This is a genomic window from Ruegeria sp. AB11, assembly GCF_056536325.1.
In genome coordinates this window covers 3,306,148-3,329,168 of sequence record NZ_JBQFJO010000001.1, presented here as the reverse complement: position 1 = coordinate 3,329,168, position 23,021 = coordinate 3,306,148, and the positions used below count along the sequence as shown (strand labels likewise).

The 23,021-nt window shown below is 56.3% G+C and carries 18 protein-coding genes, 1 tRNA gene and 2 pseudogenes; 18 read left to right on the top strand and 3 right to left on the bottom strand.

What is annotated here, in order from left to right:
* Positions 1-166: 166 nt before the first annotated feature.
* The 16 genes and pseudogenes from ACR3EJ_RS16615 (at position 167) to ACR3EJ_RS16540 (ending at position 16,892) form a co-directional block, all read left to right on the top strand.
* Positions 167-256, top strand: a tRNA-Ser gene (locus ACR3EJ_RS16615).
* Between the two features lie 339 nt (positions 257-595).
* Positions 596-1,304, top strand: a pseudogene (locus ACR3EJ_RS16610) (IS6 family transposase).
* 107 nt (positions 1,305-1,411) lie between these two features.
* Positions 1,412-1,723: a cupin domain-containing protein gene (locus ACR3EJ_RS16605; RefSeq protein ID WP_480423146.1), complete on the top strand. Its 312-nt coding sequence runs from the start codon at positions 1,412-1,414 to the stop codon at positions 1,721-1,723.
* A gap of 155 nt (positions 1,724-1,878) precedes the next feature.
* Positions 1,879-2,352, top strand: a complete 474-nt coding sequence (locus ACR3EJ_RS16600; RefSeq protein ID WP_480423145.1) for a VOC family protein — start codon at positions 1,879-1,881, stop codon at positions 2,350-2,352.
* Positions 2,349-2,699 carry a hypothetical protein gene (locus ACR3EJ_RS16595; RefSeq protein ID WP_170543489.1) on the top strand — a complete coding sequence of 117 codons (351 nt, stop codon included), beginning with the start codon at positions 2,349-2,351 and terminating at the stop codon, positions 2,697-2,699. Before ACR3EJ_RS16600 ends, ACR3EJ_RS16595 begins: the two co-directional genes overlap by 4 nt.
* A 130-nt stretch (positions 2,700-2,829) precedes the next feature.
* A complete protein-coding gene (locus tag ACR3EJ_RS16590; protein WP_170543491.1) occupies positions 2,830-3,798 on the top strand; it encodes a carbon-nitrogen hydrolase family protein in 969 nt (322 codons plus the stop codon).
* 42 nt (positions 3,799-3,840) lie between these two features.
* Positions 3,841-6,573: an aminotransferase class I/II-fold pyridoxal phosphate-dependent enzyme gene (locus tag ACR3EJ_RS16585; RefSeq protein WP_170543492.1), complete on the top strand. Its 2,733-nt coding sequence runs from the start codon at positions 3,841-3,843 to the stop codon at positions 6,571-6,573.
* Positions 6,574-6,590: 17 nt separating this feature from the next.
* Positions 6,591-8,039 (top strand): biotin carboxylase, encoded by a 1,449-nt coding sequence (locus ACR3EJ_RS16580; RefSeq protein WP_170543494.1) that lies wholly within the window; start codon positions 6,591-6,593, stop codon positions 8,037-8,039.
* Positions 8,040-8,047: 8 nt separating this feature from the next.
* A complete protein-coding gene (locus tag ACR3EJ_RS16575) occupies positions 8,048-9,040 on the top strand; it encodes a C45 family autoproteolytic acyltransferase/hydrolase (RefSeq protein ID WP_170543496.1) in 993 nt (330 codons plus the stop codon).
* Between the two features lie 61 nt (positions 9,041-9,101).
* Positions 9,102-9,706, top strand: a pseudogene (locus ACR3EJ_RS16570) (IS6 family transposase); the annotation flags it as partial.
* A 399-nt stretch (positions 9,707-10,105) separates the two neighbouring features.
* Complete coding sequence (locus ACR3EJ_RS16565) at positions 10,106-12,205, top strand: hydantoinase/oxoprolinase family protein (RefSeq protein ID WP_170543498.1); 2,100 nt, start codon at positions 10,106-10,108, stop codon at positions 12,203-12,205.
* The gene (locus tag ACR3EJ_RS16560; protein ID WP_170543499.1) at positions 12,202-13,851 is read left to right on the top strand and encodes a hydantoinase B/oxoprolinase family protein; all 1,650 of its coding nucleotides are present in this window, start codon (positions 12,202-12,204) and stop codon (positions 13,849-13,851) included. The genes ACR3EJ_RS16565 and ACR3EJ_RS16560 overlap by 4 nt, the downstream gene beginning before the upstream one ends.
* Entirely contained in the window at positions 13,848-14,930 is a 1,083-nt protein-coding gene (locus ACR3EJ_RS16555) for an aminotransferase class I/II-fold pyridoxal phosphate-dependent enzyme (protein WP_170543501.1), read from the top strand. Before ACR3EJ_RS16560 ends, ACR3EJ_RS16555 begins: the two co-directional genes overlap by 4 nt.
* Positions 14,927-15,670: an aspartate racemase/maleate isomerase family protein gene (locus ACR3EJ_RS16550; RefSeq protein WP_170543503.1), complete on the top strand. Its 744-nt coding sequence runs from the start codon at positions 14,927-14,929 to the stop codon at positions 15,668-15,670. Before ACR3EJ_RS16555 ends, ACR3EJ_RS16550 begins: the two co-directional genes overlap by 4 nt.
* Complete coding sequence (locus ACR3EJ_RS16545; protein WP_170543505.1) at positions 15,667-15,870, top strand: hypothetical protein; 204 nt, start codon at positions 15,667-15,669, stop codon at positions 15,868-15,870. Before ACR3EJ_RS16550 ends, ACR3EJ_RS16545 begins: the two co-directional genes overlap by 4 nt.
* A gap of 53 nt (positions 15,871-15,923) precedes the next feature.
* A complete protein-coding gene (locus ACR3EJ_RS16540) occupies positions 15,924-16,892 on the top strand; it encodes a D-2-hydroxyacid dehydrogenase (RefSeq protein ID WP_170543507.1) in 969 nt (322 codons plus the stop codon).
* Between the two features lie 220 nt (positions 16,893-17,112).
* On the opposite strand, the gene ACR3EJ_RS16535 is transcribed toward ACR3EJ_RS16540, so the two are convergent.
* Both ACR3EJ_RS16535 and ACR3EJ_RS16530 read right to left on the bottom strand, forming a co-directional pair.
* On the bottom strand, positions 17,113-17,868 hold the full coding sequence (locus ACR3EJ_RS16535) for a globin domain-containing protein (protein WP_170543508.1): 756 nt from the start codon (positions 17,866-17,868) through the stop codon (positions 17,113-17,115).
* Positions 17,869-17,926: 58 nt separating this feature from the next.
* Positions 17,927-19,048, bottom strand: coding sequence for an NAD(P)/FAD-dependent oxidoreductase (locus ACR3EJ_RS16530; protein WP_480423357.1), 1,122 nt, complete (start codon positions 19,046-19,048; stop codon positions 17,927-17,929).
* Positions 19,049-19,089: 41 nt separating this feature from the next.
* Between ACR3EJ_RS16530 and ACR3EJ_RS16525 the strand changes: the two genes are divergently transcribed.
* Positions 19,090-19,443: a winged helix-turn-helix transcriptional regulator gene (locus tag ACR3EJ_RS16525; protein ID WP_170543512.1), complete on the top strand. Its 354-nt coding sequence runs from the start codon at positions 19,090-19,092 to the stop codon at positions 19,441-19,443.
* Between the two features lie 104 nt (positions 19,444-19,547).
* Here the strand turns inward: ACR3EJ_RS16525 and ACR3EJ_RS16520 are convergent, their stop codons facing one another.
* Positions 19,548-20,561: a LacI family DNA-binding transcriptional regulator gene (locus ACR3EJ_RS16520; RefSeq protein WP_170543514.1), complete on the bottom strand. Its 1,014-nt coding sequence runs from the start codon at positions 20,559-20,561 to the stop codon at positions 19,548-19,550.
* 104 nt (positions 20,562-20,665) lie between these two features.
* On the opposite strand from ACR3EJ_RS16520, the gene ACR3EJ_RS16515 reads away from it, so the two are divergent.
* Positions 20,666-22,987 carry a DUF1989 domain-containing protein gene (locus ACR3EJ_RS16515; protein ID WP_170543516.1) on the top strand — a complete coding sequence of 774 codons (2,322 nt, stop codon included), beginning with the start codon at positions 20,666-20,668 and terminating at the stop codon, positions 22,985-22,987.
* Positions 22,988-23,021: the final 34 nt, after the last annotated feature.

Sequence of the window (23,021 nt, the reverse complement as noted above, 5' to 3'; positions counted from 1 at the left end):
GCCCCACCGCGTGATTGCTGGTTCTTCTTGCCAGTCTCTAGCGGTCTTGTCCGCGAATGATAACGCGGGCACGGGGCTAAGGAAAGACTGCTGCTTAAGCTTAGGCAAGATTTCCCGCTTTATGGCTTGCCTCTGCCTGAAACACAGCTTAGACCCTGCGGCACGCGGGGAGGTGGCAGAGTGGTCGAATGCGGCGGTCTTGAAAACCGTTGAACGTGAGAGCGTTCCCAGGGTTCGAATCCCTGTCTCCCCGCCACTCATACCTGTCTCACTTCAGTTGTACTTTCTGACTCGGAATTGTTCCGCAATTCCCGCGCGTTGGCGCATGCGCTTTCAATCAGAGACGGAGCAGACTGTACATTCAGAGGACAATTCAGGCGCCAGTCTCAGTGTCGCATTTTAGCGGGGTCGCTTTGGGCTGGATTTCTCTGATACCCGGCAATTTACAGGGAATTTTCGCAAACCGGGACTGATTTTCGTCATTTCTCCTATCAGAACTGTATGTTTTTGAGAGGCTTATGCTGCAAATTCCCTAAATGGTCTTGTCGGAAGAACTTGAGTTGAGGCGGGCAGGGCGGTTGCGTAGCTTTTGTCCATGACCAGACCTGCCTCTTTCAAATACTTCAAAACCAGCCCTGAGATCATCCGCAATGCAGTGATGTTGTACATCCGTTTCCCGCTCTCGCTTTGGAATGTCGAAGATCTCCTGCACGAGCGAGGCATCGACGTGAGCCACGAAACTGTCCGATATTGGTGGGACAGGTTTGGCCCGATGTTTGACTCCGAAATCAGACAAAAAGCGTGTTCAGCGACTGCGCGCATTCTCGAAATGCAAGTGGCACGTGGACGAGGTTTTCGTGAAGGTGAATGGCAAGAGACACTACCTCTGGCGGGCCGTCGATCATGAGGGCGAAGTGCTGGAAGCAATCGTTACCAAACGTCGAAACAAGCAGGCGGCATTGAAATTCCTCAGGAAATTGATGAAGCGCCACGGTAATGCGGAAAACGTCGTCACGGATCACTTCGCCTCATACAGAACCGCGCTCAGAGAGCTGGGCGCCAATGAAAAACAACAGACGGGCAGGTGGCTCAACAACCGCGTCGAGAACTCGCACCTGCAGTTTCGACGACGCGAACGCGCGATGCAACGTTTCAGGCGCATGCGAAGTTTGCAGAAATTTGCGTCCGTCCATTCCTCCGTCTACAACCACTTCAACCTGGAAAGATCGCTCACCAGCCGGGACACCTTCAAGCTGACACGCGCCGTTGCTCTTAGCGAATGGCGTCAACTTTGTTCCGGATAGGTTCGCGGTTTCTCAGGCAAACTGAGACTGGTTCGAACTCGTCTGACAGCGCCACCCGATCAGCATGTCGCACTTTTTTCCCGTTCGAGATCGAAAGTGAGCAGACAGTGTTCTACGCTGCTGAAGAACTGACCAAGATCGGCAAGGACGGGCTGTCGCTGCGGCAGGTGGGATCAAACCTGCATGCGCGCGCTATGATGATCTTGCAGGAGACCTATGATCTTGGCGCCGACACAGGGCGGGTGATGTATGGCCATGAGGTGGAAGAGGGCGGCGCCGTGATCTCGGGCCGGGTCGAGGTGACGGTGGGCGATCAACGCAAGGTTCTGGGGCCGGTCGATGCCTATTACTTCAACAGTCGCACGCCGCAACGGTTCCGGCAGGTCGGCCCCGTAGTCTGCCGGATCATCAGCGCCTGAACACCGCCAACTTTCTGAGCATTTGGAGTGAAAAATAAGCACTATGCATCATAGTGTTGCAGGCCCCGCCGGAATGAGCCACAGTATGATGCATAGTGCGGGAAATTCCTGCATGTCACTTAGGGCGACCGTCGCCCAATTCGGAGAGGACCGGAATGATGAAGAAGCCTGCCACTATGCCCCGTGGCTATCGTACCTGCACCGCGTCGCTTGCCGTTGGTGACGTACCCGCAGCGCTGCAGTTCTACGAAAGCGCCTTTGGCGCGAAGGTCCAGGCCTGTGATGTGGAAGAGGCTCCGGGATTTGCCGTCATCAAGATCGGCAATTCGATGCTGTTTGTCACCGCCGGTTGGGGTGCGCATGGTCCCGCCGTTTCGGGCACGGTCACACCGGTTGGACATCACATGTATGTCGAAGACACTGACGCGACCCTCGCGACCGCGCTGGAAAATGGCGCCCGCCTGATTGCCGAGGCGACCGATACCTATTGGGGTGAACGCTGCTCTACAATCGCCGATCCCTTCGGCCATGTCTGGACGCTTGCGACCCGTATCGAAAACCTCAAACCGGCGGAGATCAGTGAACGGCGCAAGGCGCTGCTCGACGCCGTACAGACCGAGGCTGCATGAGCGTCGCACCGTTCCCAACATTCACTATCCGTCAAAACGATCTGGCGATTCTTGCGGCTGAAAACCGCATCGGAGATTACCCTGTCGCCGTGCGCACGGCGCGCGAGGTGGTCAGCGGCGGCTTTGCCAACCACTCGACGCATCCCAACACCTGGACGGTGTATTTTCTGGTCGATGGCCAATGGGCGTTGGTCGAATCCACCCGCGGTCTGCGGCGGGAATGGTCCAGCCTGGACCGCCTTGAAAAATGGCTGCGCAGTTGTGGCTTCCGTTTCTTCTGGGTCCGCAACGATATCGATTTTGTGGAAACTCTAACAGATGATGCAGCCGAGGAAGAGGCACAATGACGCCGGAATCTTCCAAAACAATTGGCCTGAGGACAGCAGGCTTGCGTGAATACACGATTTTGTGTTCCGATGAAGAGCGCCGGATCATAGCGGCGGTCGCAATCGGCGAGAAAATGAGAAGAAACGAAATATGACCCCCTTTGCGATAACCGGAATCCAGATGCATGTCGGCGCGCTGCAGTCGAACGTCGACGCTATGTTGCATCGGATCGACATCATGATGGCTCGGTTCCCCTGGACCCAGATGGCCTTGTTCAGCGAGCTGGCGCCTCACGGTCCGCTCGACCGGTTTGCCCAACCCTTTCCCAATGACGACCTGTCGCGCTTTCAGGACGCGGCGCGGCGTTACGGGATCTGGCTGGTCCCTGGCTCGATGTTCGAGAAACGCGAGGATGGGCGGATTTATAACACTTCCGTGGTGATCAACCCGGATGGTGAGATCGTTTCGAAATACTCCAAGATGTTCCCGTTCAAGCCTTATGAACAAAACATCGCCTCAGGCACAGAGTTCTGCATATTCGACGTGCCGGAAGTGGGCCGGTTTGGCCTGTCGATCTGCTATGATATCTGGTTTCCCGAAACAACACGGCACCTGACTTCTCAGGGGGCTGAGGTTCTTTTGCATCCGGTCCTGACCGGCACAACCGACCGCGAGGCCGAGCTATCGATTGCCAAGGCGACCGCCGCGCAGTTCCAATGCTATGTGTTCGATGTGAACGGGCTGGCCGCTGGGGGCGTTGGCCGCTCGTTGGTCGTCGACCCATCGGCCACTGTGCTGCACCAATCGGCAGGGCAAGAGGACATCTTCCCCATCGAGATCGATCTCGATCAGGTCCGTCGCCAACGTGAAGTTGGACTGAAAGGTCTGGGGCAGGTTCTCAAGAGTTTCCGTGACCGCGAGGCGGACTTCCCGGTTTATGACCGTACCAGCGGGGCGGATGCTTATCTGCATACGCTGGGCCCACTGCGTATTCCGCAGAAAGGCGACGTCGCGGGTGTCGCTGCATCCGACCCCAGAACGGCGCTGGGATATAACGAAGACGCCGCGACCAAGCCCGACAATCTGTATCTCTACAAAGGGCGCTCCGGCACAGACTGATACCAGCCCAACTTTTCGGTATCGGCAGAAAGGAAAAATTTCATGCACGGCATTTCCGATAGCGAAAAGCTCCACACTATCTCGGACTACTACAGCGCCTCACAGCTGAGAGCAGACCGATGGAGCGCGCTGCGGGAAACGGCCGAATCTCTGGATCAGAGTGCGAGCGACAAGGATCGAGACCGGGCACGGCAATTGTTGCAGGCGCTGGCCCCGATCGAAGTGTATTTTGCGTTTCCGGGCGGTTCTGCATTCGATTATCTGCGCCGGTTGTTGGATCATGGCAACTTTGGCGATTTTTCAACCGCCGTGCGCCGGGTGTCGCGTGCGCTTACATCGGGGGCGTATCGTCGCCGCTCGATCCCCCTGATCGCGGATGAAACCGAAGGGGATGAGTTCGAGGACGAAGCGGCCCAAAGCCACGAAGCCCGTGCACTGGGTCGGCCTTACTTCGAAGTGATGATCGTCGATAATGTCAACGAGCATCAAGAACGGTTCCTGCAATCCAGCCTGCAACGGATGCGCCGCAGCGAAGACCAGTTCATATATGAAACCGTCGTGGTTCCTAGTGTCGAGGACGCGTTGATCGGGGTTCTGTTCAACCAGAACGTTCAGGCTGTGATCGTCCGCCCGGGCCTGAGCCTGAAATCCAAGAACGAAACCAATGTTTTGGGTCGCTATATCAGTCTCTATGGCGAGGGCGCCGATCTTGATGCGCTGTCACCCTCGGAATACGGTCCTGAAACCTGTCGCCGGATCGGCATGCTTCGTCCCGAGCTGGATGCCTATTTGATCACCGACCGCTCGGCGGAAGATATCGCCGGTCTTGATCTCGGCCTGTGCCGGCGGGTGTTCTACAATCAGGAAGACTTTCTGGAACTGCACCTGAACATCCTGCGGGGGGTGCAACGAAGGTACAAGACGCCGTTCTTCACAGCGCTCAAGGAATATTCCAAACAGCCCACAGGCGTGTTTCACGCAATGCCAATTAGCCGGGGTAAATCCATCAGCCGCAGCCATTGGATTCAGGACATGGGGGCGTTCTACGGATCGAACATCTTCATGGCTGAAACTTCTGCCACCTCGGGTGGGCTGGATTCGCTGCTGGAACCCAAAGGTCCGATAAAGGAGGCGCAAGAAGCCGCCGCTCGCGCATTTGGATCTAAACAGACCTTCTTTGCCACCAACGGAACATCGACCTGCAACAAGATCGTGGTGCAGGCGCTGGTCCGGCCCGGTGACATCGTGCTGGTCGACCGTGACTGCCATAAATCACACCATTACGGTATGGTGCTGGCGGGGGCGAGCGTGGTCTACATGGACAGCTATCCGCTGCACGATTACTCGATGTACGGTGCGGTACCGATCCGTGAAATCAAACATAAACTGCTGGCCCTGCGCGCTGAAGGCAAACTGGACCGGGTGCGCATGGTGCTGCTGACCAACTGCACCTTTGACGGCATCGTCTATAACGTCCAGCGGGTGATGCAGGAATGTCTGGCGATCAAGAAAGACCTTGTGTTCCTGTGGGATGAGGCGTGGTTTGGTTACGCCCGCTTTGCGCCCAATACCCGCGTACGCACCGCGATGCGTTCGGCCAATATTCTGCGAGAAGAGTTCCGCACCACCGAACACACCGAGGCCTATGCGGCACAGCAAAAGGAACTGGAGGGCAAGGGAGATGACGCGTGGCTCGATACGCGCCTGATCGCACCACCGGACGCACGGGTGCGGGTCTATGCCACGCAATCAACGCATAAAACGCTGACCGCGCTGCGGCAGGGCTCGATGATCCACGTCAACGACCAACAGTTCAAAGGTGCTGTCGAAGAAGCCTTTCATGAGGCTTACATGACCCACACCTCGACCTCGCCCAACTACCAGATTATTGCATCGCTGGACGTGGGCCGCAGGCAGGTCGAGATCGAAGGGTATGAGTTCGTCCAGCGGCAGGTCGAAAGCGCCATGGCAATCCGCCGGGCGGTGACGACGCATCCATTGCTCAAGAAATACTTCCGGCTGGTCACCGCAGGCGACATGATCCCCGAACAGTACCGCGAAAGCGGCATGACCAGCTATTTCGATCCCGATCAGGGCTGGGCCGATGTCTGGGATTGCTGGGCTAAGGATGAATTCGTTCTCGATGCGACGCGGATCACCCTGCATGTGGGCGCGACCGGCTGGGATGGCGATACGTTCAAGACCAAGATCCTGATGGACAAATACGGCATCCAGATCAACAAGACCTCGCGCAACACTGTGCTGTTCATGACCAATATCGGCACCACGCGCAGCTCGGTCGCCTATCTGATCGAAGTGCTGGTCGAGATCGCCAAGGAACTGGACGATCTGATGGACGATGCGTCCAAGATGGAAAAGCGCGCCTTTGAAAAGCGCGTCAGAAACCTGAGCGAACACGTCCCACCGCTGCCCGATTTCAGCCGGTTCCACGATGCGTTCCGCTGTGAAAAAGGCACTGAGGCAGGCGACATTCGCACAGCGTTTTTCTTGTCTTATGACGAAGACAACTGCGACTATGTCGAGCCCGACAAAGACATGTTGGACCGGCTTGAAACAGGGGAAGAGATGGTCTCGGCCACATTTGTGATCCCTTATCCGCCGGGCTTTCCCATTCTTGTGCCGGGGCAGGTGATCAGTCCTGAAATCCTTAAATTCATGCAGGAACTGGACGTCTCGGAAATCCATGGATTCCGCGCCGATCTGGGCCTGCGCATATTTACCGAAGACGCTTTGAAAACAATCAAGAAATCATAAGGGACTGGGAGGACCATATGCCAAAGAAGGTGCTGAAAAACATCTCGGAAATCCGCCGGTATTTTCATACCAACAAGGACCCGATCTATTTTGTATCGGCGACCAATTTCAACTTGTTGGGGCTGGATGAATGGGTGATGAACTTTACCTATATCTGCTACATGGATTGCTTCGACGGTCGACACCCGAACGTGTTCGTGCCTTCCGAGATGCCGCATGACGAATTCCAGTCGATCGAAGACATCAATAACTATCTGTTGCAGCACAAAGAGGTCATTGATCTGATCAAACGGCGCGGCGGCAAGCCCAAGTTTGTCTTCTTGATGTTTGACGAAACCACCGAGGCGCTGGTTAAGGAGTTGGGTGGCCAGCTATGGTTTCCTAAGGCAAAGCTGCGCACCAAATGCGACAACAAGATCGAAACAGTTCGCATCGGCAATAAGGCGGGTGTACCTTCGGTGCCAAACACCCTGAGTGTGGTCAAAAGCTACGATCACCTGCAGAAAATCTGCGACAAGGCGGGTCTGGGCCACGATCTGGTGCTGCAATCGGCCTTTGGCGACAGTGGCCACACGACTTTTTTCATCAAGTCCGAGACCGATTTCAAAAAGCATGAGCACGAGATCGTCGGGGAAGGCGAGATCAAGATCATGAAACGGATCGATTGTCGTGGTGCGGCGATCGAGGCCTGCGCGACGTCCGAAGGCACCATCGTCGGCCCGCTGATGACCGAGCTTGTGGGCTTTAAGGAACTCACCCCCTATCGCGGCGGCTGGTGCGGGAATGAGATTTTCTCGACCGCCTTCCCACCCAAGGCCCGCGAACAGGCGCGGCAGTTGACCTTCCAGTTCGGGGAAGAACTGCGCAAATCCGGTTATCGCGGGTATTTCGAGCTCGACTTCCTGATCGACAAGAAAACCGACGAGCTTTGGCTAGGCGAATTGAACCCCCGCATCACCGGAGCCAGTTCGATGACCAACCACGCAGCCTTTGCTCATGCCGATGCGCCACTGTTCCTGTTCCACCTGCTGGAGTTTTCGAAGAAACCGTTCGAACTGGATGTCGAGGAACTGAATGCCCGCTGGGCTGACCCGGACATGATCGACAGTTGGTCACAGATGGTGATCAAACATACCGATGACAGTGTCGACCGCATCACGCAGGCCCCGCAATCGGGGATCTACAAGATGCTGGAAGACGGGCGTGTGGTGTTTGACCGGTTCGACTATCACCGCCGCGCTGTGGGCGAGAATGAGGCGTTTTTCCTGCGCATCTCGAATGTTGGTGATTACCGCTATGAAGGGGCTGATCTGGGCATTCTGGTGACGCGCGGGCGGTCGATGACCAAAGGTTTCAAACTGACTGACAAGTCGAAAAAGTGGATCCATGGGATCACTTCGGCTTATACGGCTGAACCTCTGCCCGCGGCGCAACCGATGGAAGACCCCGCGTTCAAAATCATGTAGAAAGTCCTATGACGCTTGTTTTTCGTTCCATCGACGAGGCGCAGCCCGGTCCCAAGCTGGCCGGGCTGTTTGCCGAGTACTGGCCTGCCTACCGCAAATGGTGGGCGCAAGAGGGGTATTCGGCCCGCCCCACCTATCGTGAGTGCCTGCGCGCCCTGCAAAAACATATGCCCGAGATCATGCCGCTGTATGAAGAGGTAGTTGAACTGGTCGGCGGCAGCGACAGCCAAGCTCGGTTTCTCAGCTTTTACTGCCCGCCGAAATACCTGTCGGGGTGCAGTCAGGCGGTCTGGCGCGGCAAGACACCTATTCTGGTGCGAAACTATGATTACCACCCCAAGACCTTCGATGCCGCCTTGCTTAGAACCCGCTGGGGTGAGCGTGGCGTGATCGGGATGAGTGATGGCGTACTTGGCCTGCTCGACGGTATAAACGATGCCGGTCTGACGGTGTCGCTGACGTTTGGCGGACGGCGCGAGGTGGGTGATGGGTTCGGCGTTCCACTGATCCTGCGCTATGTTCTGCAAACCTGCGAAACAACCGCTGAAGCGATTGAATGCCTAAGTCGTATTCCCTGTCACATGAGCTATAACGTCACCGTATTGGACGCAAAGTACAATCATGGCACGGTGTTTCTGGCCCCCGACCGGCATCCGCAAATCTCTGACGTGCCGGTGGCGACCAACCACCAGGGCCAGGTGGAATGGTCGAAACATGCACGCTTTACCGCTACGCTTGAGCGGGAACGGTTCCTGCTGAACCGTCTCAACCAGCACCCCGAAAGCGAAAAGCGGTTCATCGACGCTTTCCTGCGTCCGCCTCTCTATTCCACGGCATTCAGCTCGGGGTTCGGAACGCTCTATACTGCTGTCTACCGACCAGCAACAAAGCAATTGCAACTGGTATGGCCTGGGACGAGCTGGGATCTGTCGTTTGGTAACTTCAGCGAAGGAAAGGTCAGCCTGATGTTGCCGAAGGCGGAGGCTGAGGTCTCATACTAGCCCGGGTCTTGTCAGAAGAACTTTGCTTGAGCGGGGCAGGGTGGTTGCGTAGCTTTTGCCCATGACCAGACCAGCCTCTTTCAAATACTTTAAAACCAGTCCCGAGATTATCCGCCTTGCAGTGTTGCTGTACATCCGTTTCCCGCTCTCGCTTCGGAATGTCGAAGATCTGCTGCACGAGCGAGGCGTCGACGTGAGCCACGAAACTGTCCGATATTGGTGGAAATGGTTTGGCCCGATGTTTGCTGCTGAGATACGGCGGAAGCGTGTTCAGCAGCTGCGCGCCTTCTCCAAATGGACGTGGCATGTGGACGAGGTTTTCGTGAAGCTAAATGGCAAGCGGCATTATATTTGGCGGGCTGTTGATCACGAGGTGAGGTGCTGGAAGCCGTTGTCACCAAACGCAAAAATAAAGCTAGAGCACTGAAATTTCTCAGGAAACTGATGAAGCGTCACGGAAAAGCGAAAACCGTAATCACGGATCGCTTCGCATCGTATCGGGCTGCTCTCAGAGAGCTTGGTGCTACCGAAAAACAGCAGACGGGCAGGTGGCTCAATAACCGGGTTGAGAACTCGCACCTGCCGTTCCGGCGACGCGAACGCGCGATGCAGCGTTTCAGGCGCATGCAAAATCGACAGAAGTTCGCTGCCGTTCATTCCTTTGTCTAGAACTACATCAATTAGGAAAGATCGCTAGCCAACTGGGGGTGTACTCAAATTGACGCGCACGGCCGTTCATCCAGATCGCGCGATCTTCGCGTTTTTCAATGGACAGCTCTACTGGCCTAGCTGAGACTGGTTCAAATTCGTCTGACAGCACCCGCATGCTTGCAGGACATGTCCACATTTTTGTTGACAGCAAGTCCTGTGCTCGGGCAGCGTTTTGGGCAAGGAAAAGAGCAAGAGCGGCCAAACATGGCGCAAATCATGATTGCAAAACTGGGACGCCGGGAAACCGGCTGTGATCTGGTCGTCTAAACTGACGCTGGTCATGAACCGATTTGGCTTTTGCTAGACCGGGCATCCTCATCTCTTTTGCCTCTCCTGATTTTCTGGTTTTTCTAGATGCACAACAAGAACGCGTTGCGCCTTGCCGTTGATATTGGCGGTACATTTACCGATACGGTTTTGGTCGATGAGCAAGGTCATATCCTTGCCACTGCCAAAACACCGACCACCCCGAAAAACCCGACACTTGGGGCGCTTGCGGGTGCTAAGTACGTGTTGGATAAAACCGGGGCGGACTGGCCTCAGATCAGCGGCTTTATCCATGGCACGACACTGGCCACCAATGCGTTGATCGAGCGCCGCGGAGCAGTTGTGGCGACTGTGACGAGCGAAGGGTTTCGTGACATTCTCGAGATCGCCTATGAGCGCCGCTACAACCAATATGAGATCAATCTTGTTAAACCTGATCTGATCGTGCCGCGCGCGCGCGCCTTTACGATTAAAGGCCGAATGGAAGCGCGCGGGCAGGAGTTGCAGCCATTCGATGAAGAGGCTGTTTCCCGACTGGCTGAAAAGCTCTCTACTTGCGGCGCTGAGGCCGTGGCCATTTGCCTTATGCATGCCTATGCCAACCCGACACATGAGTTGCGACTGCGAGAACTTCTGCTGGCGGCGCTACCCGATCTAACGATTTCGCTATCGCACGAGGTCAGCCCCGAGGCGCGCGAGTTCGACCGGCTCTCAACTACCATAGCCAACGCTTATATCCAGCCTCAGATGGAAAGCTACCTGGCCGATTTCCAAGCGCGGTTTAGCGATGAGGGGTTGCAATGCCCGATCCTGATGATGACTGCGGGTGGGGGTATGACCACGATGCAAACCGCCGCGCGCCTGCCGATCCGACTTGTAGAATCCGGTCCTGCAGGGGGCGCCATTCTGGCTGCGCGCATCGCCGCCGAGACCGGCGAGCGCGAAGTGCTGAGTTTCGACATGGGCGGTACGACTGCCAAGCTGTGCCTGATCGACCAATATCGCCCGCAGACAGCCCGAAAATTCGAAATCGCGCGTGCGGCGCGTTTCATCAAGGGTTCAGGTATGCCTGTACGCATTCCGGTGATCGAAATGATCGAGATTGGAGCAGGTGGCGGTTCGATCGCGCATGTGGATCGGTTAGGCCGCTTGCAGGTCGGGCCCGAAAGTGCGGGATCCGAGCCCGGACCCGCCGCCTTTGCCAAGGGTGGAACCAATCCGACGGTAACAGATGCCGATGTGGTGCAGGGGCTGATTGAACCCGGGCGTTTTGCTGAGGGACGGCTTGGGATCGATACGGACGCGGCTGAAACTGCGCTTGCATCGGGGATCGGGCAGGCGCTGGAGCTAAACAGCGCACAGGTCGCCCATGGGGTCAGCGAGATCGTGGATGAGAACATGGCTGCCGCAGGGCGGATGCATGCGGTGGAATCTGGCAAGGATCTGGGCGCTCGGTTGATGATCGCATTTGGTGGCAATGGCCCCCTGCACGCCACAAGGGTGGCGCGGCGTGCACAAGTCGATCGCATTCTGATCCCGCGTGATCCAGGGGTAGGTTCGGCGGTGGGGTTCCTATTTGCTCCGGTCTCGTTTGAAATCATCCGCTCGCGCTATAGCACCCTTGAGGCGCTCGACTTTGAGGGGCTTAATGCCTTCTTCGACGCAATGATCAGTGAGGCTGAGGCCGTTGTGAGGGCTGGCGCACCAGAAGGGCGACTAACCCGGCAAAGGCAGGCTTTCATGCGCTATCATGGGCAAGGGCATGAGATTGAAATCACGCTACCTGACCGGGCTTTGAAAGAGGCGGATATTCCTGCGCTTCGCAAGACGTTCGAGGAGGAATACAGCCGCCAATTCAGCCGCGCAGTGCCAGGCATGACTATCGAAGTTCTGAATTGGGCGCTGGAGGTCACGTCAGAGCCACCCGCGCTGGAGCATTACCCCGAGACGCTTGAGAAAAAGCCTGCGCGGCCAGATTGGCTGCGGCGCATCCTGTGTGATGTCACCGGTGAGTGGCGCGAGGCGGAGATCCACGAGCGCGCAGCGCTCAGGCCCGGCGACCAAGTGAGCGGGCCTGCCCTGATTGTCGAGCCGCAGACCACGACATTCGTCAGTGTAGATTTCTCAGCCCATTTGGATGGCGGCAGTAACATTTGGCTCATACGCAAACGGGAGGGCAACCGATGAGCACGTCGAATACTCGCCTGCAGGTCATGTGGAATCGGCTATTGGCCGTGGTAGAGGAGCAGGGTCAGGCGCTGATACGCGCAGCTTTCAGCCCCATCGTGCGCGAATGCGGTGACATTTCCGCTGGCATATTCGATCTACAGGGCCGAATGCTGGCCCAGGCCGTGACCGGCACGCCAGGCCATATCAACACCATGGCTGAAGCAGTCAAAGCACTGCGCGGCCGCTTTCAGCTTCAGGATATGAGGCCCGGCGACATTTACTTAACGAATGATCCGTGGATAGCCTCTGGGCACCTGAACGATTTCCTGTTGATGATGCCGGTGTTTTTTCGGGATCAGGTGGTCGGGTTTACCTCCTGCACCTCGCATTTAGTCGATCTGGGCGGGCTGGGAATGGGGCCAGAGGGCGCTGACATCTTTGACGAGGGGCTGCTCATCCCACCTTGTAAGCTAGTGGATACGGGCAATCTAAACACACTTCTGATGGAGATAGTCAAAGCCAACTCTCGCGAACCCGTCGCCAATGAAGGCGATATCTATGCGCTGATCGCGTGTTGCGAGACTGGTGCCGCGCGACTTGCCGGCATGATGGATGAGTTCGGTATCGACCATCTGGACGAACTAGCCGACTACATCATCGATACTTCATATCGTGGCACCGTTGAGGCCATTGCCGAACTTCCCGAAGGGACGTGGCGCACTGTGCTGAAGGTAGACGGGTATGAGCAGGAGATTGATCTTCATGCGACCCTGACCATCGGTGAAGATTACGTTAATCTGGATTTCAGCGGCACTTCCGGCCTGTCAAATAAGGGTATCAACGTGCCGCTCAATTACGCCACCGCTTATTCGGTGTTTGCCCTTCGCTGTATTATCGGGTCGGACATTCCCAACAATGCGGGCTCGCTTGAGCCATTCCACGTTACGGGGCCAAAGAACTGTATTCTGAACGCCCAAGCACCCGCACCGGTCGCCATGCGCCATACACTGGGGCAGATGACACCCGATTTGGTCTATGGCTGCCTGTCGCAGGCGCTGCCGGATTCTGTCCCGGCCGAGGGGGCATCATGCATGTATGACCTGCCGCTGCGCCATACACCCGAGGCGGTGTCTCGCGGGGATGAGCAGTTTGCGCTGGAGCTTGTTTTCAGCGGTGGAACCGGGGCGCGGCCTGATCTGGATGGGCTCTCGGCTACCGCCTTTCCGTCGGGTGTCTGGGGAAGTCAGGTGGAAACGACCGAAGCGGTCGCGCCTGTCCTGATCACACGGCGCGAGCTCATTCCGGACAGCGGCGGACCCGGGCGAACACGCGGCGGCTTAGGTCAACATATCGAAGTACGCTCGTCGCAGGACGAAGAATTCATGGTGTTTCTTTCGGTCGAGCGTGTCTTAAACCCTGCGCGCGGGCGTCAGGGAGGGGGTCCTGGCGCACCGGGGCGCATCCGCATCGGCCATGACGGACCAGATCTGCCTGGAAAAGGTGAGGTTCGGGTGAAGGCAGGAGAAACCTTGCTTTTCGAAACACCGGGTGGTGGCGGTTTTGGAGATCCGCATGAGCGTAGTCGGAACGATGTTCGCCGCGATCTGGACGAAGGACTGATCAGTCAAGAAGCTGCGCGCGATATCTATGGGTACAAACCATGATCCGTTCGGTTGGGCATATATCCGCGATGTCACCTTATGCGCTGGCTCAGCTTGATGCACCGAAGGGGAAGCCCCTGATTTCGCTCTCTCAAAATGAAAGCCTACGCCCTCCCAGTCCCCTCGCGATTGACGCGGCCGCAAAAGCGCTGGAAGCCGGAAATCTCTACCCCGACCCAGACTGGGGGGAGCTTCGCGCAGCGTTGTCGAGGCTCCATGGTATCCCTGCTAACGGCATCCTGTGTGGCTGTGGATCGATGGAGCTGATTTCATGCATCACACAAGCTTTTGCGGATGAGCACAATTCGGTACTGGCCCCAGCGCATGCCTACCCGTTTTTCCGAACTGCCGCGCAGATAGCACGAGCGCGCTATGACGACGCTCCGGAAGAAGACAAGCGCGTTTCAGTCGATGCGTTGCTTGCAGCTATCCGGGACGACACCCGTATCGTCTTCGTTGCCAATCCCGGCAATCCTACTGGCACCCGCATCCCGCGCGCCGAACTGGTACGTCTGCGCGAAGGCTTGCCGCGCGATACCCTACTGGTGGTCGACGAAGCATATGCCGAGTTCACAGATCATATAAGAGAGCCCGTGTTCGATCTGGTCGAACGCGGCGATACGGTGGTTCTGCGTACCTTCTCTAAGGCGTATGGTCTGGCCGGGATGCGCGTAGGTTGGGGCTTGTTTCCACTTGAAATCGCCCGAGAGCTTCGCAAGGTGATGAACCCCAACAACATCACGATAGCCGGCCAGGCGGCTGCAAAAGCTGCGCTCTTGGATCAAGGCTACATGCGCGAAACCTGTCGGGAAACGGCGAGATTGCGCGACGGATTGCGCCAACGGCTGCTTCAGGCCGGGCTAAACGTGCCTGAAAGTTTTACCAATTTCGTCCTGATCCATTTGGAAAGCCCTGAAGCGGCGCACCACGCCGATCATGCCCTTCGCGCAGAGGGCGTGTTTTTGCGCCCGCAAGCCGGAGCTGGGCTTGCCGATTGCCTACGTGTAACCATCAGTGTCGCGGATCAAATCGAAATTGCAGCGAGCCTTCTGGAGCGCCTGGTAAAGGAGGGATTATCATGACGAATTCTCGTGGGCGTGCCCGATTTGGTGTTCTGGTGCCTTTCACCAATACAAATCTCGAACCCGACATGACACTGTTGCGCCCCGATGGCGTGTCGATGCATTTCGCCCGTATGGGGGGCTATGATCAGGACAAGGTCCCCGATGCAGACCAGATGCACGGGCTGGGCGCAGCGGATTTGGACGAGTCGCTGCATCTGTTGCAGGGTGTACGTCCGGATGTGATCCTTTATGGCTGTACCTCGGCTACGCTTACGCACGGCCCGGTATTTGACCGAGGGCTTGCTGAACGGATCAAAGCCACGAGTGGCGCCCAAACTGTGACAGCAGCAGGCGCTTTGGTACACGCGCTGACCACACTGGGGGTGGTGCGTATCGGCTTTGCCTCGCCCTATGTGCCCGCGATCAATGACATGGCCGTCGAATTTCTGGCACAAATGGGTGTTGAAACTTTGATCCGCTCAGAGGTGGACAGTGATTTGGACAACTACGGACAGGGCGAACTGGACCCACAGGCGGTGTTCGATCTGGGCCTTGCCGCCAACCATCCCGAGGCCGATGCGATTGTGCTGTCTTGCACTGACATGCGCAGCGTCGAGATCATCGCCCATTTAGAGCAAGCAGTGGGCAAGCCAGTAATCACGTCTAATCAAGCAATGGCTTTCCGTGCGATGCAGCTTGCTGGAATCGGCGAAGCCTTGCCGGGGTTCGGTCAGCTTTTGGAAAGAGAGCGGCTATGAGTTTTGACCGGGTCGCTGAGTTCTCGCTCGCATGCCAGGACACGCTGCGAGGTGCTCTCAACTTGGGCGTAGCGCTGCTGATCGACACGGTTCGCATGGTAGCCGCTGCAACAGGTGTGATGGCAGGGCGAGTCACTGTGGATTGTGCCTTTGCCACTCGCGGCACCGCGAAAGATGCCAGGGCGGTTGATGCGGCCTGAGACCAAATTTAGTGAATTGGAACAGCATGTCCGTGCTCTCGTGGAGGAAAACCATGTCTGACACCCCGCGTATCATTCTGCACAACAGCGACACGGCACCGCTTGCCGAAAGCTTGTGCGCCGCATTCCCAAAAGCAGATTATCGTGAATGCAACAGCTATGAGGGTCTTCCTACGCTGATCGACAGCTATAAGCCCGAGGTCGTCTATTCGGTTCGTTTCGCGGGCACGCCTGGCTATCCGCGCGACGCGCTGTTTGGCCCGCAAGGCCCAAGTTGGATTGCCAATGGTGGGGCGGGTACTGATCATTTCGGCCAGTGGGACCCTCAAAGGACTATCGTGACCAATGCTGCAGGTGTGGCCGCTGGGATGATGGCGGAATATATCTTTGGCGGGTTTTTGCATTTTACCCTGGATGTGCCTGGTCTGCAGAAAGACAAGGCTGCGCGGCACTGGAACGCGCGTACGGTCAGGCCGTTAGCGGGCAAAACACTCCTGATCATCGGGCTGGGTCATACCGGTCAGGCGGTGGCGGCGCGCGCCAAGGCCTTTGGAATGAAAGTCCTGGGAACCCGTGCCCGCCCCAAGCCGATGAAAAATGTCGATGAGGTGCACGCAGCGGATGAACTGCATGACCTTCTGCCATTTGCGGATTTCATTGCAGTCTCGACCCCACTAATTCCAGCGACACGTGGCTTGATCGGTGCGCGAGAGATTGCGGCGATGAAGCAAGGCGTCATCCTCGCGGATGTTTCACGCGGCGGTGTAGTGGATCAAGCTGCCCTTCACGTAGCACTGAGTGCAGGTCATGTGGCGGCGGCGGTACTGGACGTGTTCGAAACCGAGCCTCTTCCTGAAACAAGCCCGCTCTGGGCTCTTGAGAACGTGGTCATCTCACCGCATTGTTCATCGGTTTATGCCGAATGGGAACAGGCTTCTTTTGAGCTGTTTATTCAGAACCTGGATCGCTGGATACGCGGCGAGAGATTGGTCAATATCGTGAACCCTGTGCGTGGATACTAAAGAAAATGACCTGACCTGTAGCCTGTTTGGTTCGGAGCGCATGTTTTCTTCCGGATCAAATTTCAAGCCAAGCTAAATAGCGGCTCTTGCCAAGCGGCGCGGTTTCTGCACGGCACAAGGGACAATCATCGGAACCGATCTGGCAGCTTCAACATAAGTGATTGTTATGCTGCCAGCTGTTTCGGCTGGGTGATATGGTGTCTGGATTGGATTGCAGGTGTCACATCATCAACGCTTTTTCAACAAGTGCCTGTTTGTCCGGATATTGGGACACGTCCACACCGTGCTCAGCCAGCGCGTCGCTTAGCTCTTGCGTGCTCAAATTTTCGATTGCTGCGGTCGTCATTCTCAGGAAGTTTATCCGGCGCTTTAGCTGTCCGTTCGTTTCACCAAAAATGTGCCGATCTTGGAAAGCGAATTCTTCGGCGTATTTTGTCATGAAGTATGACAGGAACGTGTTGAGGCTGATCCGCACGCGTGGATCATCTGTGAGCAGGTCCGCAGAGGCATCCAACGTCTGTCGCATCAGGGTGGCCCATCTTTCTGCCCCCTTGTCATTCATCAGTGCCATAGCGTTATGCGCGTGATGAAAGTTCAACCGGAACTCAGCGCCGTGGTAATAGGGACCACCCCCCATGACATCGATCCACATGGAGGCCTGGGTCGCAACATGGTGGTGCAATCCCCCAACCCTTTCGAAGACGGATGTGAACCAGGGCTCATCGGCAAACACGCGTTCATAGAATCTGGTGATTACGCCAACAATTGCATCTTGTCCCAGGACAGAGAATAGCTGCCAGAACTGAATCGGCTTTGAGATGTCGCCCGGTGCAGTTAGCGAAACAACCTCTGCCATGCGTTGGGCGTCAGCGGGCAGCAGTCCATTTTCGATCGCAGCTGTGATATATGCCTGCTGAACGCGCTCACTCATATACCCGTGACTGGTTGGAAATTTCGGAAGGTCGACACGTGTCATCAGTTTATGTCCTGGCAGTCTCTTGTCGGGAGGTGAATTGTGGGGCATTCAGCCCATCCTATCGCCCGAATGCCTTGCGATACTTCGAAATAAAAAGGTCTTTTCCCTTCATTTGGCGCGTGACCCAATCGCCAACAGTCGCAAATAGCCAGCTGTTCCCGATTTTGGGACCAAGGGGCAGTAAGATCGGGGCTTTTTTCCATGGCACATATGGCTTTAGATCCTCGATCGCCTGGCCTTTCAGTGCTTGTTTCAAGGTTTTGATTAGCCACGGATTCTGTCGGGATATTGCCACAATGGTCATACCGTCACCGATATCGGCAATGTCCCCTGCGATGAAGACGTTCGGGTGCTTGGAAGGACGTAACCATTTGTCGGTTTGTATCCGGCCAGAAGGTGCCGTGGCGACCCCGGAAAGCGTTTGCGCCAAAGCCGTATTTGGCCTGGATCCGATCACAGGAAACACCAGATCAGCACTAATCACCCGGCCATCGGTCAATTTGACCGACCCGGCATAGGGTCTGTCCAAGCGTAGCAAGTTTTCCGCTCTTTGGCCCAGAACGATGTTCACGCCTGCGCGTTCCAGCTTGCGTTTCAACTGCGCGCCCAACTTTGCCGGGTACATTGGAAACAAAGTGTTATCTGAAGAAACCAATGTTATGTCCTTGTCGGGTTGAGCTGCGGCGATTTCCCCTGCCAACTCGGTGCCGACCGCACCTGCTCCGATGATGACAACCGACTTTGCTGACGCCAATTGCAAACTAACCTCAGCACTCGCCTCGCGAAAATCCTTAATGCTGTTCCCTTCGGGCTTGAAAGGCGCGGCATAGGACGAACCTGTCGCCAGGACGATGTAATCGGCGGTATAGATGGTTCCGTCTTCTAACGTAATTTCGGATTGTGTAACCCTTGAGGCCCGACCGCGAATGACGCGTCCGCGCATCAGCAAACGATCATAGGGCAGAATGATCTGATCCAACAATTCGGGCTGCAAAAGTGCACGAATGGTCGCTGGCGGCTGCACAAAGGCTTCGCGCTGCTCGATCAGCGTAACATCAGCGAATCCATCCAATGCTTTGGCGACCTCAAAGCCAACATATCCACCGCCGACAATCACGACTTTCTTCTGGGTCATCTTCTTCCTCGTTGCGTTCCGTAAGTCTGAGGCGTAGTTAAAAATACAAGATCAAAACGACAAGTACGGTCATATAGGATACCGCTATGGCAACGCTCGAACCAGATGAAAACTGTCTGATTGAGCCACTGATCGAGGCGATCTCGGGTAAGTGGAAACTCTTGATCATCTATTGGCTGGCGCAGGAAACCTCACGGTTTAATCAGCTTCAGCGCAACCTCGGTAGCATCACCCACCGCACGCTTACCCGACAACTTGTTGAGCTGCAGGATGCTGGCTTTGTGTCCCGCAAGGACTTTCGGACTATCCCTCCACATGTGGAATACAGTCTGACATCATTGGGGCAAAGCTTGGTCCCTTTGTTGCAGGCCATGCATGAATGGGCGGCCACAAACGCGGGTAAAATGGCACATCCGAAAGACAACAAGGAGCGCATTTAGTTGCGTACGTGCCGGCAGTAATTGCATCCTTCCAACGGTTGCTTTCGGGACACTGAAGCCCGATGTCGAACGCGTCGGCCAATGTCTGGTCTGGACCACTTGCCTCAACAACGTTTTGTTGAGTTGCGAACAACGAGTTGTGTAAACAGCTCTTCGGATTTGGGCGCCTGATGAGATGTGATCCAGTTGGCAAGCGCGTCCGCTGCGCGTTCACCCATTTGAGAGACCGGTAAATGTACGCTTGTCAGTGGCGGAACGGTCACAGACGAAGTTGGAAGATCGTCAACCCCGACCATGGAAATTTGGTCCGGGACGATGATATTTTGCACCTGAAGACCAAGCAAAACCCCCAGGGCGACGACATCGGATAGACATAGAATTGCCGTTGGCCTGGTGCTTAGATTGCCCAAGTGTTTTGCAGCGTCTGCGCCGCCCTGATGGCTGATCTCGGTCTCGAAGGTTGAGAGCTTTCCGTCAAAGGGAAAGGCTTTGAGGCCGGTTAGGCGCGCTCGGGTACGGTCATTATCGTTAACGGGGCCATGCACGACCGCAATGTCTCGGTGTCCGAGTTCAACAAGGTGTTTTAGGGCAAGTTGCGCCGCAGCCGCGTTATCATACCCGATGGTCGGCAGCGGATTTTCCGGATTAAAGAAAGACGTGACGATCGTTGGCAACGACGCCCGTCCGATCAGTTCGTGAAACGCCGGGCTGTGCGTAATGCCAGTGATGATCAGCCCTTCTGCCCCGATATCCAGCAGGCTTTTGGCTTTCTCGGCTTCAATCTCTAGGCTCGCCTCGGTTGTCGCAACGATCAGAGACAACTGATGGTCTGATAGCTTACGCTCCAGAGCAGCAAGGAATCGGGCAAAGATCGCATTGTCCAGCGTAGGGACCAAAGCCCCAACAAAGCGGGTGCGACCAGAATTGATTGCCCTGGCAGCCGCGCTAGGAACGAATTTTAGCTCGGCAATCGCGGTCTGAACTTTTTCGAGCGTTTCCTTTTTTACCACGGTCGGTTCATTAAGCACCCTGGACACCGTTGCGACAGACACGCCCGCTGCTTTTGCTACATCTCTGAGATTTGAGCGTTTTTTAGGCTCGGGGGTTTTCTGCGTCACTGATTTTAGGGCCCGTCTTGCCGATTTATAAGTAAAGAGTTGACATATGTAACTGGTTTCATCAAGCTCTGTAACTAGTTACATTTTGGGAATCTGGCTGCGCCATGCACGGATCTACGGTATTACATACTTTTACTAACACCGGGCACGACGGCCCCGGTCGTCGGTTCCCGGGCTTCTCAAACACCTCTGACACACGCACGCATGTCCTGTGTCCGCGCGAGGCGGTGAATCTGTCGATCAACCCCGGAGATTTGCTGTCAGTAGAAGGGGCTGGTTCAATGCAGCCATTGGATCTTGCTGCTTTGGCAGAGGGTGGGCAGCCGATGCTTGCGGCACTTGGGCTGAGCCAAACCGGGTTAGTTGAATGGGACGGTTTTGACAGTGCCCAGTTCTCGGGTTGGATAGCAGCGCGGGATGGGGATCAGCGGGTTCCCTGTTACAGATTTGATCAATCATCCGAGCCAGTGATTATACGTGCCAGTCAGACGATGACAGTCTGGTTGATCCGACCCGTCGGAGTTGCCGGGCTAATCGAAGGGTCAGGCGCCGGAAATGTGACGGTTCTGCACAAACCCGCAGCCAAACGTGATGTGCGATTGCCGCCTTTGCTGGGTGATACACGAGACGAATTCACCGTCCCTCGCGGCAGCGCCATGGCGTATGCGCTAAAAGCTGGCGAATTCGTTCAAATCATCGATGTTGAAGGCCAGCAATGTTCCGATTTCATGGCGTTGCGGGCTGATGGCCTGGACCGTGGCGAGGAATGGATGATCGACTCCACTGCCACTCGGTCCATGGTTAGACGGGCTTTTCCCGGTCCCGGTTTGCTGGATAAATTCTTTGATCGCGATATGCGCCCGTTACTGAATGTGGTTCAGGACACTTGTGGTCAACACGATACATTCGGTCTGGCGTGCACCGCTCGTGGTTACGAAGAGAGAGGCTTTCCCGGCCATCTAAACTGTTCCGACAACATGACCAATGCTCTGGTGCCCTACGGTGTCAAAAAGCGGACCGCTTGGCCCGCAATCAACTTCTTCTGGAGCACGTGGGTTGACCCGGCTTCGCATCATATCCTGACTGAAGAATCCCGTTCACGCCCTGGTGATTATGTTGCCATGCGAGCGTTGGAGGATCTGGTCTGCACCTCGACCGCCTGTCCAGACGATATTGATCCGATCAACGGCTGGAACCCGACGGATGTGCATGTACGTATCTATCGCCCTGAAACACCGATCCGCCGTGCGGTTGCCTATCGCGAAAAGGAAGACGCCCTCATGTCGATCAGCCAGGAGTCCGCTTTTCATGACCGTCTGGCCCCGCTGACCCAGCATTTCGCGCCAGCGCGTGATCTATGGGTACCGGTCAGTTACCCGGCCCATGGTACTTTGGGTGAATATTGGGCCTGCCGCGAGGCTGTGACAGTGCAGGACATGAGCGGTCTGCGCAAATTCGACATCGTCGGCCCGGATGCCGAGGCGCTGCTGCAACTGGCCACCACTCGAAACGTGGCGAAACTGCCGGTTTGGCGTGGATCTTACACGCTGATGTGCGACGAAAGTGGATCGGTCATTGACGATGGCACCTTGTTCCGTCTGGCGCCCGAGATTTTCCGTTGGTGCTGTGGGTCCGAGGAAAGCGGGCGGGTGTTGCAGGAACTGGCAGACGCGCGCGGCTTGCAAGTGCGGGTCCACGCATTGCGCGGAACGATGCCAAACCTGGCTATTCAAGGGCCGAAATCGCGCGACTTGCTACGCAAGATCGCTTTTACCCAACCGCATGTACCCAGCCTGGATCATCTAAAATGGTTCGGTGTCACCGTCGCACGGCTGAACGATCGCGAAGGTGCGCCGTTCATGCTGTCGCGATCGGGCTATACCGGCGAATCAGGGTATGAAGTTTTCTGCTCAAAATCCGATGCTGTCGCGATCTGGGATGCGGTAATGGCAGCCGGCGAAGAGTTCGGGATCGCCCCAATGGGTTCAGCCGCACTAGACATCATCCGGATTGAGGCAGGTCTGGCCGCCGCAAACGCCGAATTCGCACCGGGCGTCGATGCGTTCGAGGCTGGATTGGGCTTTGCGGTCGATCTGACCAAGTCTGACTTCACCGGCAAGTCGGCTCTGCAACGCAACGCACGCGACCCGCGCCGGGTGCTCAAAGGGCTGCTGATCGGTTGCGATGACGTGCCAGCCCACGGTGCCCCGGTCTACGCGGGAGAACGGCAGGTGGGTGTGGTGACCTCGGCTATACGTTCACCGATGCTGGAGCATGCGATTGCGATGGCCCGATTGTCGGTCGAGCAGGCGGAAAACGGCACTCAATTGGAGATCGGACAGCTCGACGGACGGATGAAACGCCTGTGCGCGGCGGTCTCGGACATTCCATTCATAGACCCGCAACGCAAGCGGGCGCGCGCCTGATGGCGCATGCAACTCAACGAAACGGGAGAATTAA

What these genes read in the sequence shown, in the direction of transcription:
- ACR3EJ_RS16600 (WP_480423145.1), top strand. Translation starts at nt 1,879, where the DNA reads ATGATGAAGAAGCCTGCCACTATGCCCCGTGGCTATCGTACCTGCACC.
- ACR3EJ_RS16595 (WP_170543489.1), top strand. Translation starts at nt 2,349, where the DNA reads ATGAGCGTCGCACCGTTCCCAACATTCACTATCCGTCAAAACGATCTG.
- ACR3EJ_RS16590 (WP_170543491.1), top strand. Translation starts at nt 2,830, where the DNA reads ATGACCCCCTTTGCGATAACCGGAATCCAGATGCATGTCGGCGCGCTG.
- ACR3EJ_RS16585 (WP_170543492.1), top strand. Translation starts at nt 3,841, where the DNA reads ATGCACGGCATTTCCGATAGCGAAAAGCTCCACACTATCTCGGACTAC.
- ACR3EJ_RS16580 (WP_170543494.1), top strand. Translation starts at nt 6,591, where the DNA reads ATGCCAAAGAAGGTGCTGAAAAACATCTCGGAAATCCGCCGGTATTTT.
- ACR3EJ_RS16575 (WP_170543496.1), top strand. Translation starts at nt 8,048, where the DNA reads ATGACGCTTGTTTTTCGTTCCATCGACGAGGCGCAGCCCGGTCCCAAG.
- ACR3EJ_RS16565 (WP_170543498.1), top strand. Translation starts at nt 10,106, where the DNA reads ATGCACAACAAGAACGCGTTGCGCCTTGCCGTTGATATTGGCGGTACA.
- ACR3EJ_RS16560 (WP_170543499.1), top strand. Translation starts at nt 12,202, where the DNA reads ATGAGCACGTCGAATACTCGCCTGCAGGTCATGTGGAATCGGCTATTG.
- ACR3EJ_RS16555 (WP_170543501.1), top strand. Translation starts at nt 13,848, where the DNA reads ATGATCCGTTCGGTTGGGCATATATCCGCGATGTCACCTTATGCGCTG.
- ACR3EJ_RS16550 (WP_170543503.1), top strand. Translation starts at nt 14,927, where the DNA reads ATGACGAATTCTCGTGGGCGTGCCCGATTTGGTGTTCTGGTGCCTTTC.
- ACR3EJ_RS16545 (WP_170543505.1), top strand. Translation starts at nt 15,667, where the DNA reads ATGAGTTTTGACCGGGTCGCTGAGTTCTCGCTCGCATGCCAGGACACG.
- ACR3EJ_RS16540 (WP_170543507.1), top strand. Translation starts at nt 15,924, where the DNA reads ATGTCTGACACCCCGCGTATCATTCTGCACAACAGCGACACGGCACCG.
- ACR3EJ_RS16535 (WP_170543508.1), bottom strand. Translation starts at nt 17,868, where the DNA reads ATGACACGTGTCGACCTTCCGAAATTTCCAACCAGTCACGGGTATATG.
- ACR3EJ_RS16525 (WP_170543512.1), top strand. Translation starts at nt 19,090, where the DNA reads ATGGCAACGCTCGAACCAGATGAAAACTGTCTGATTGAGCCACTGATC.
- ACR3EJ_RS16515 (WP_170543516.1), top strand. Translation starts at nt 20,666, where the DNA reads ATGCACGGATCTACGGTATTACATACTTTTACTAACACCGGGCACGAC.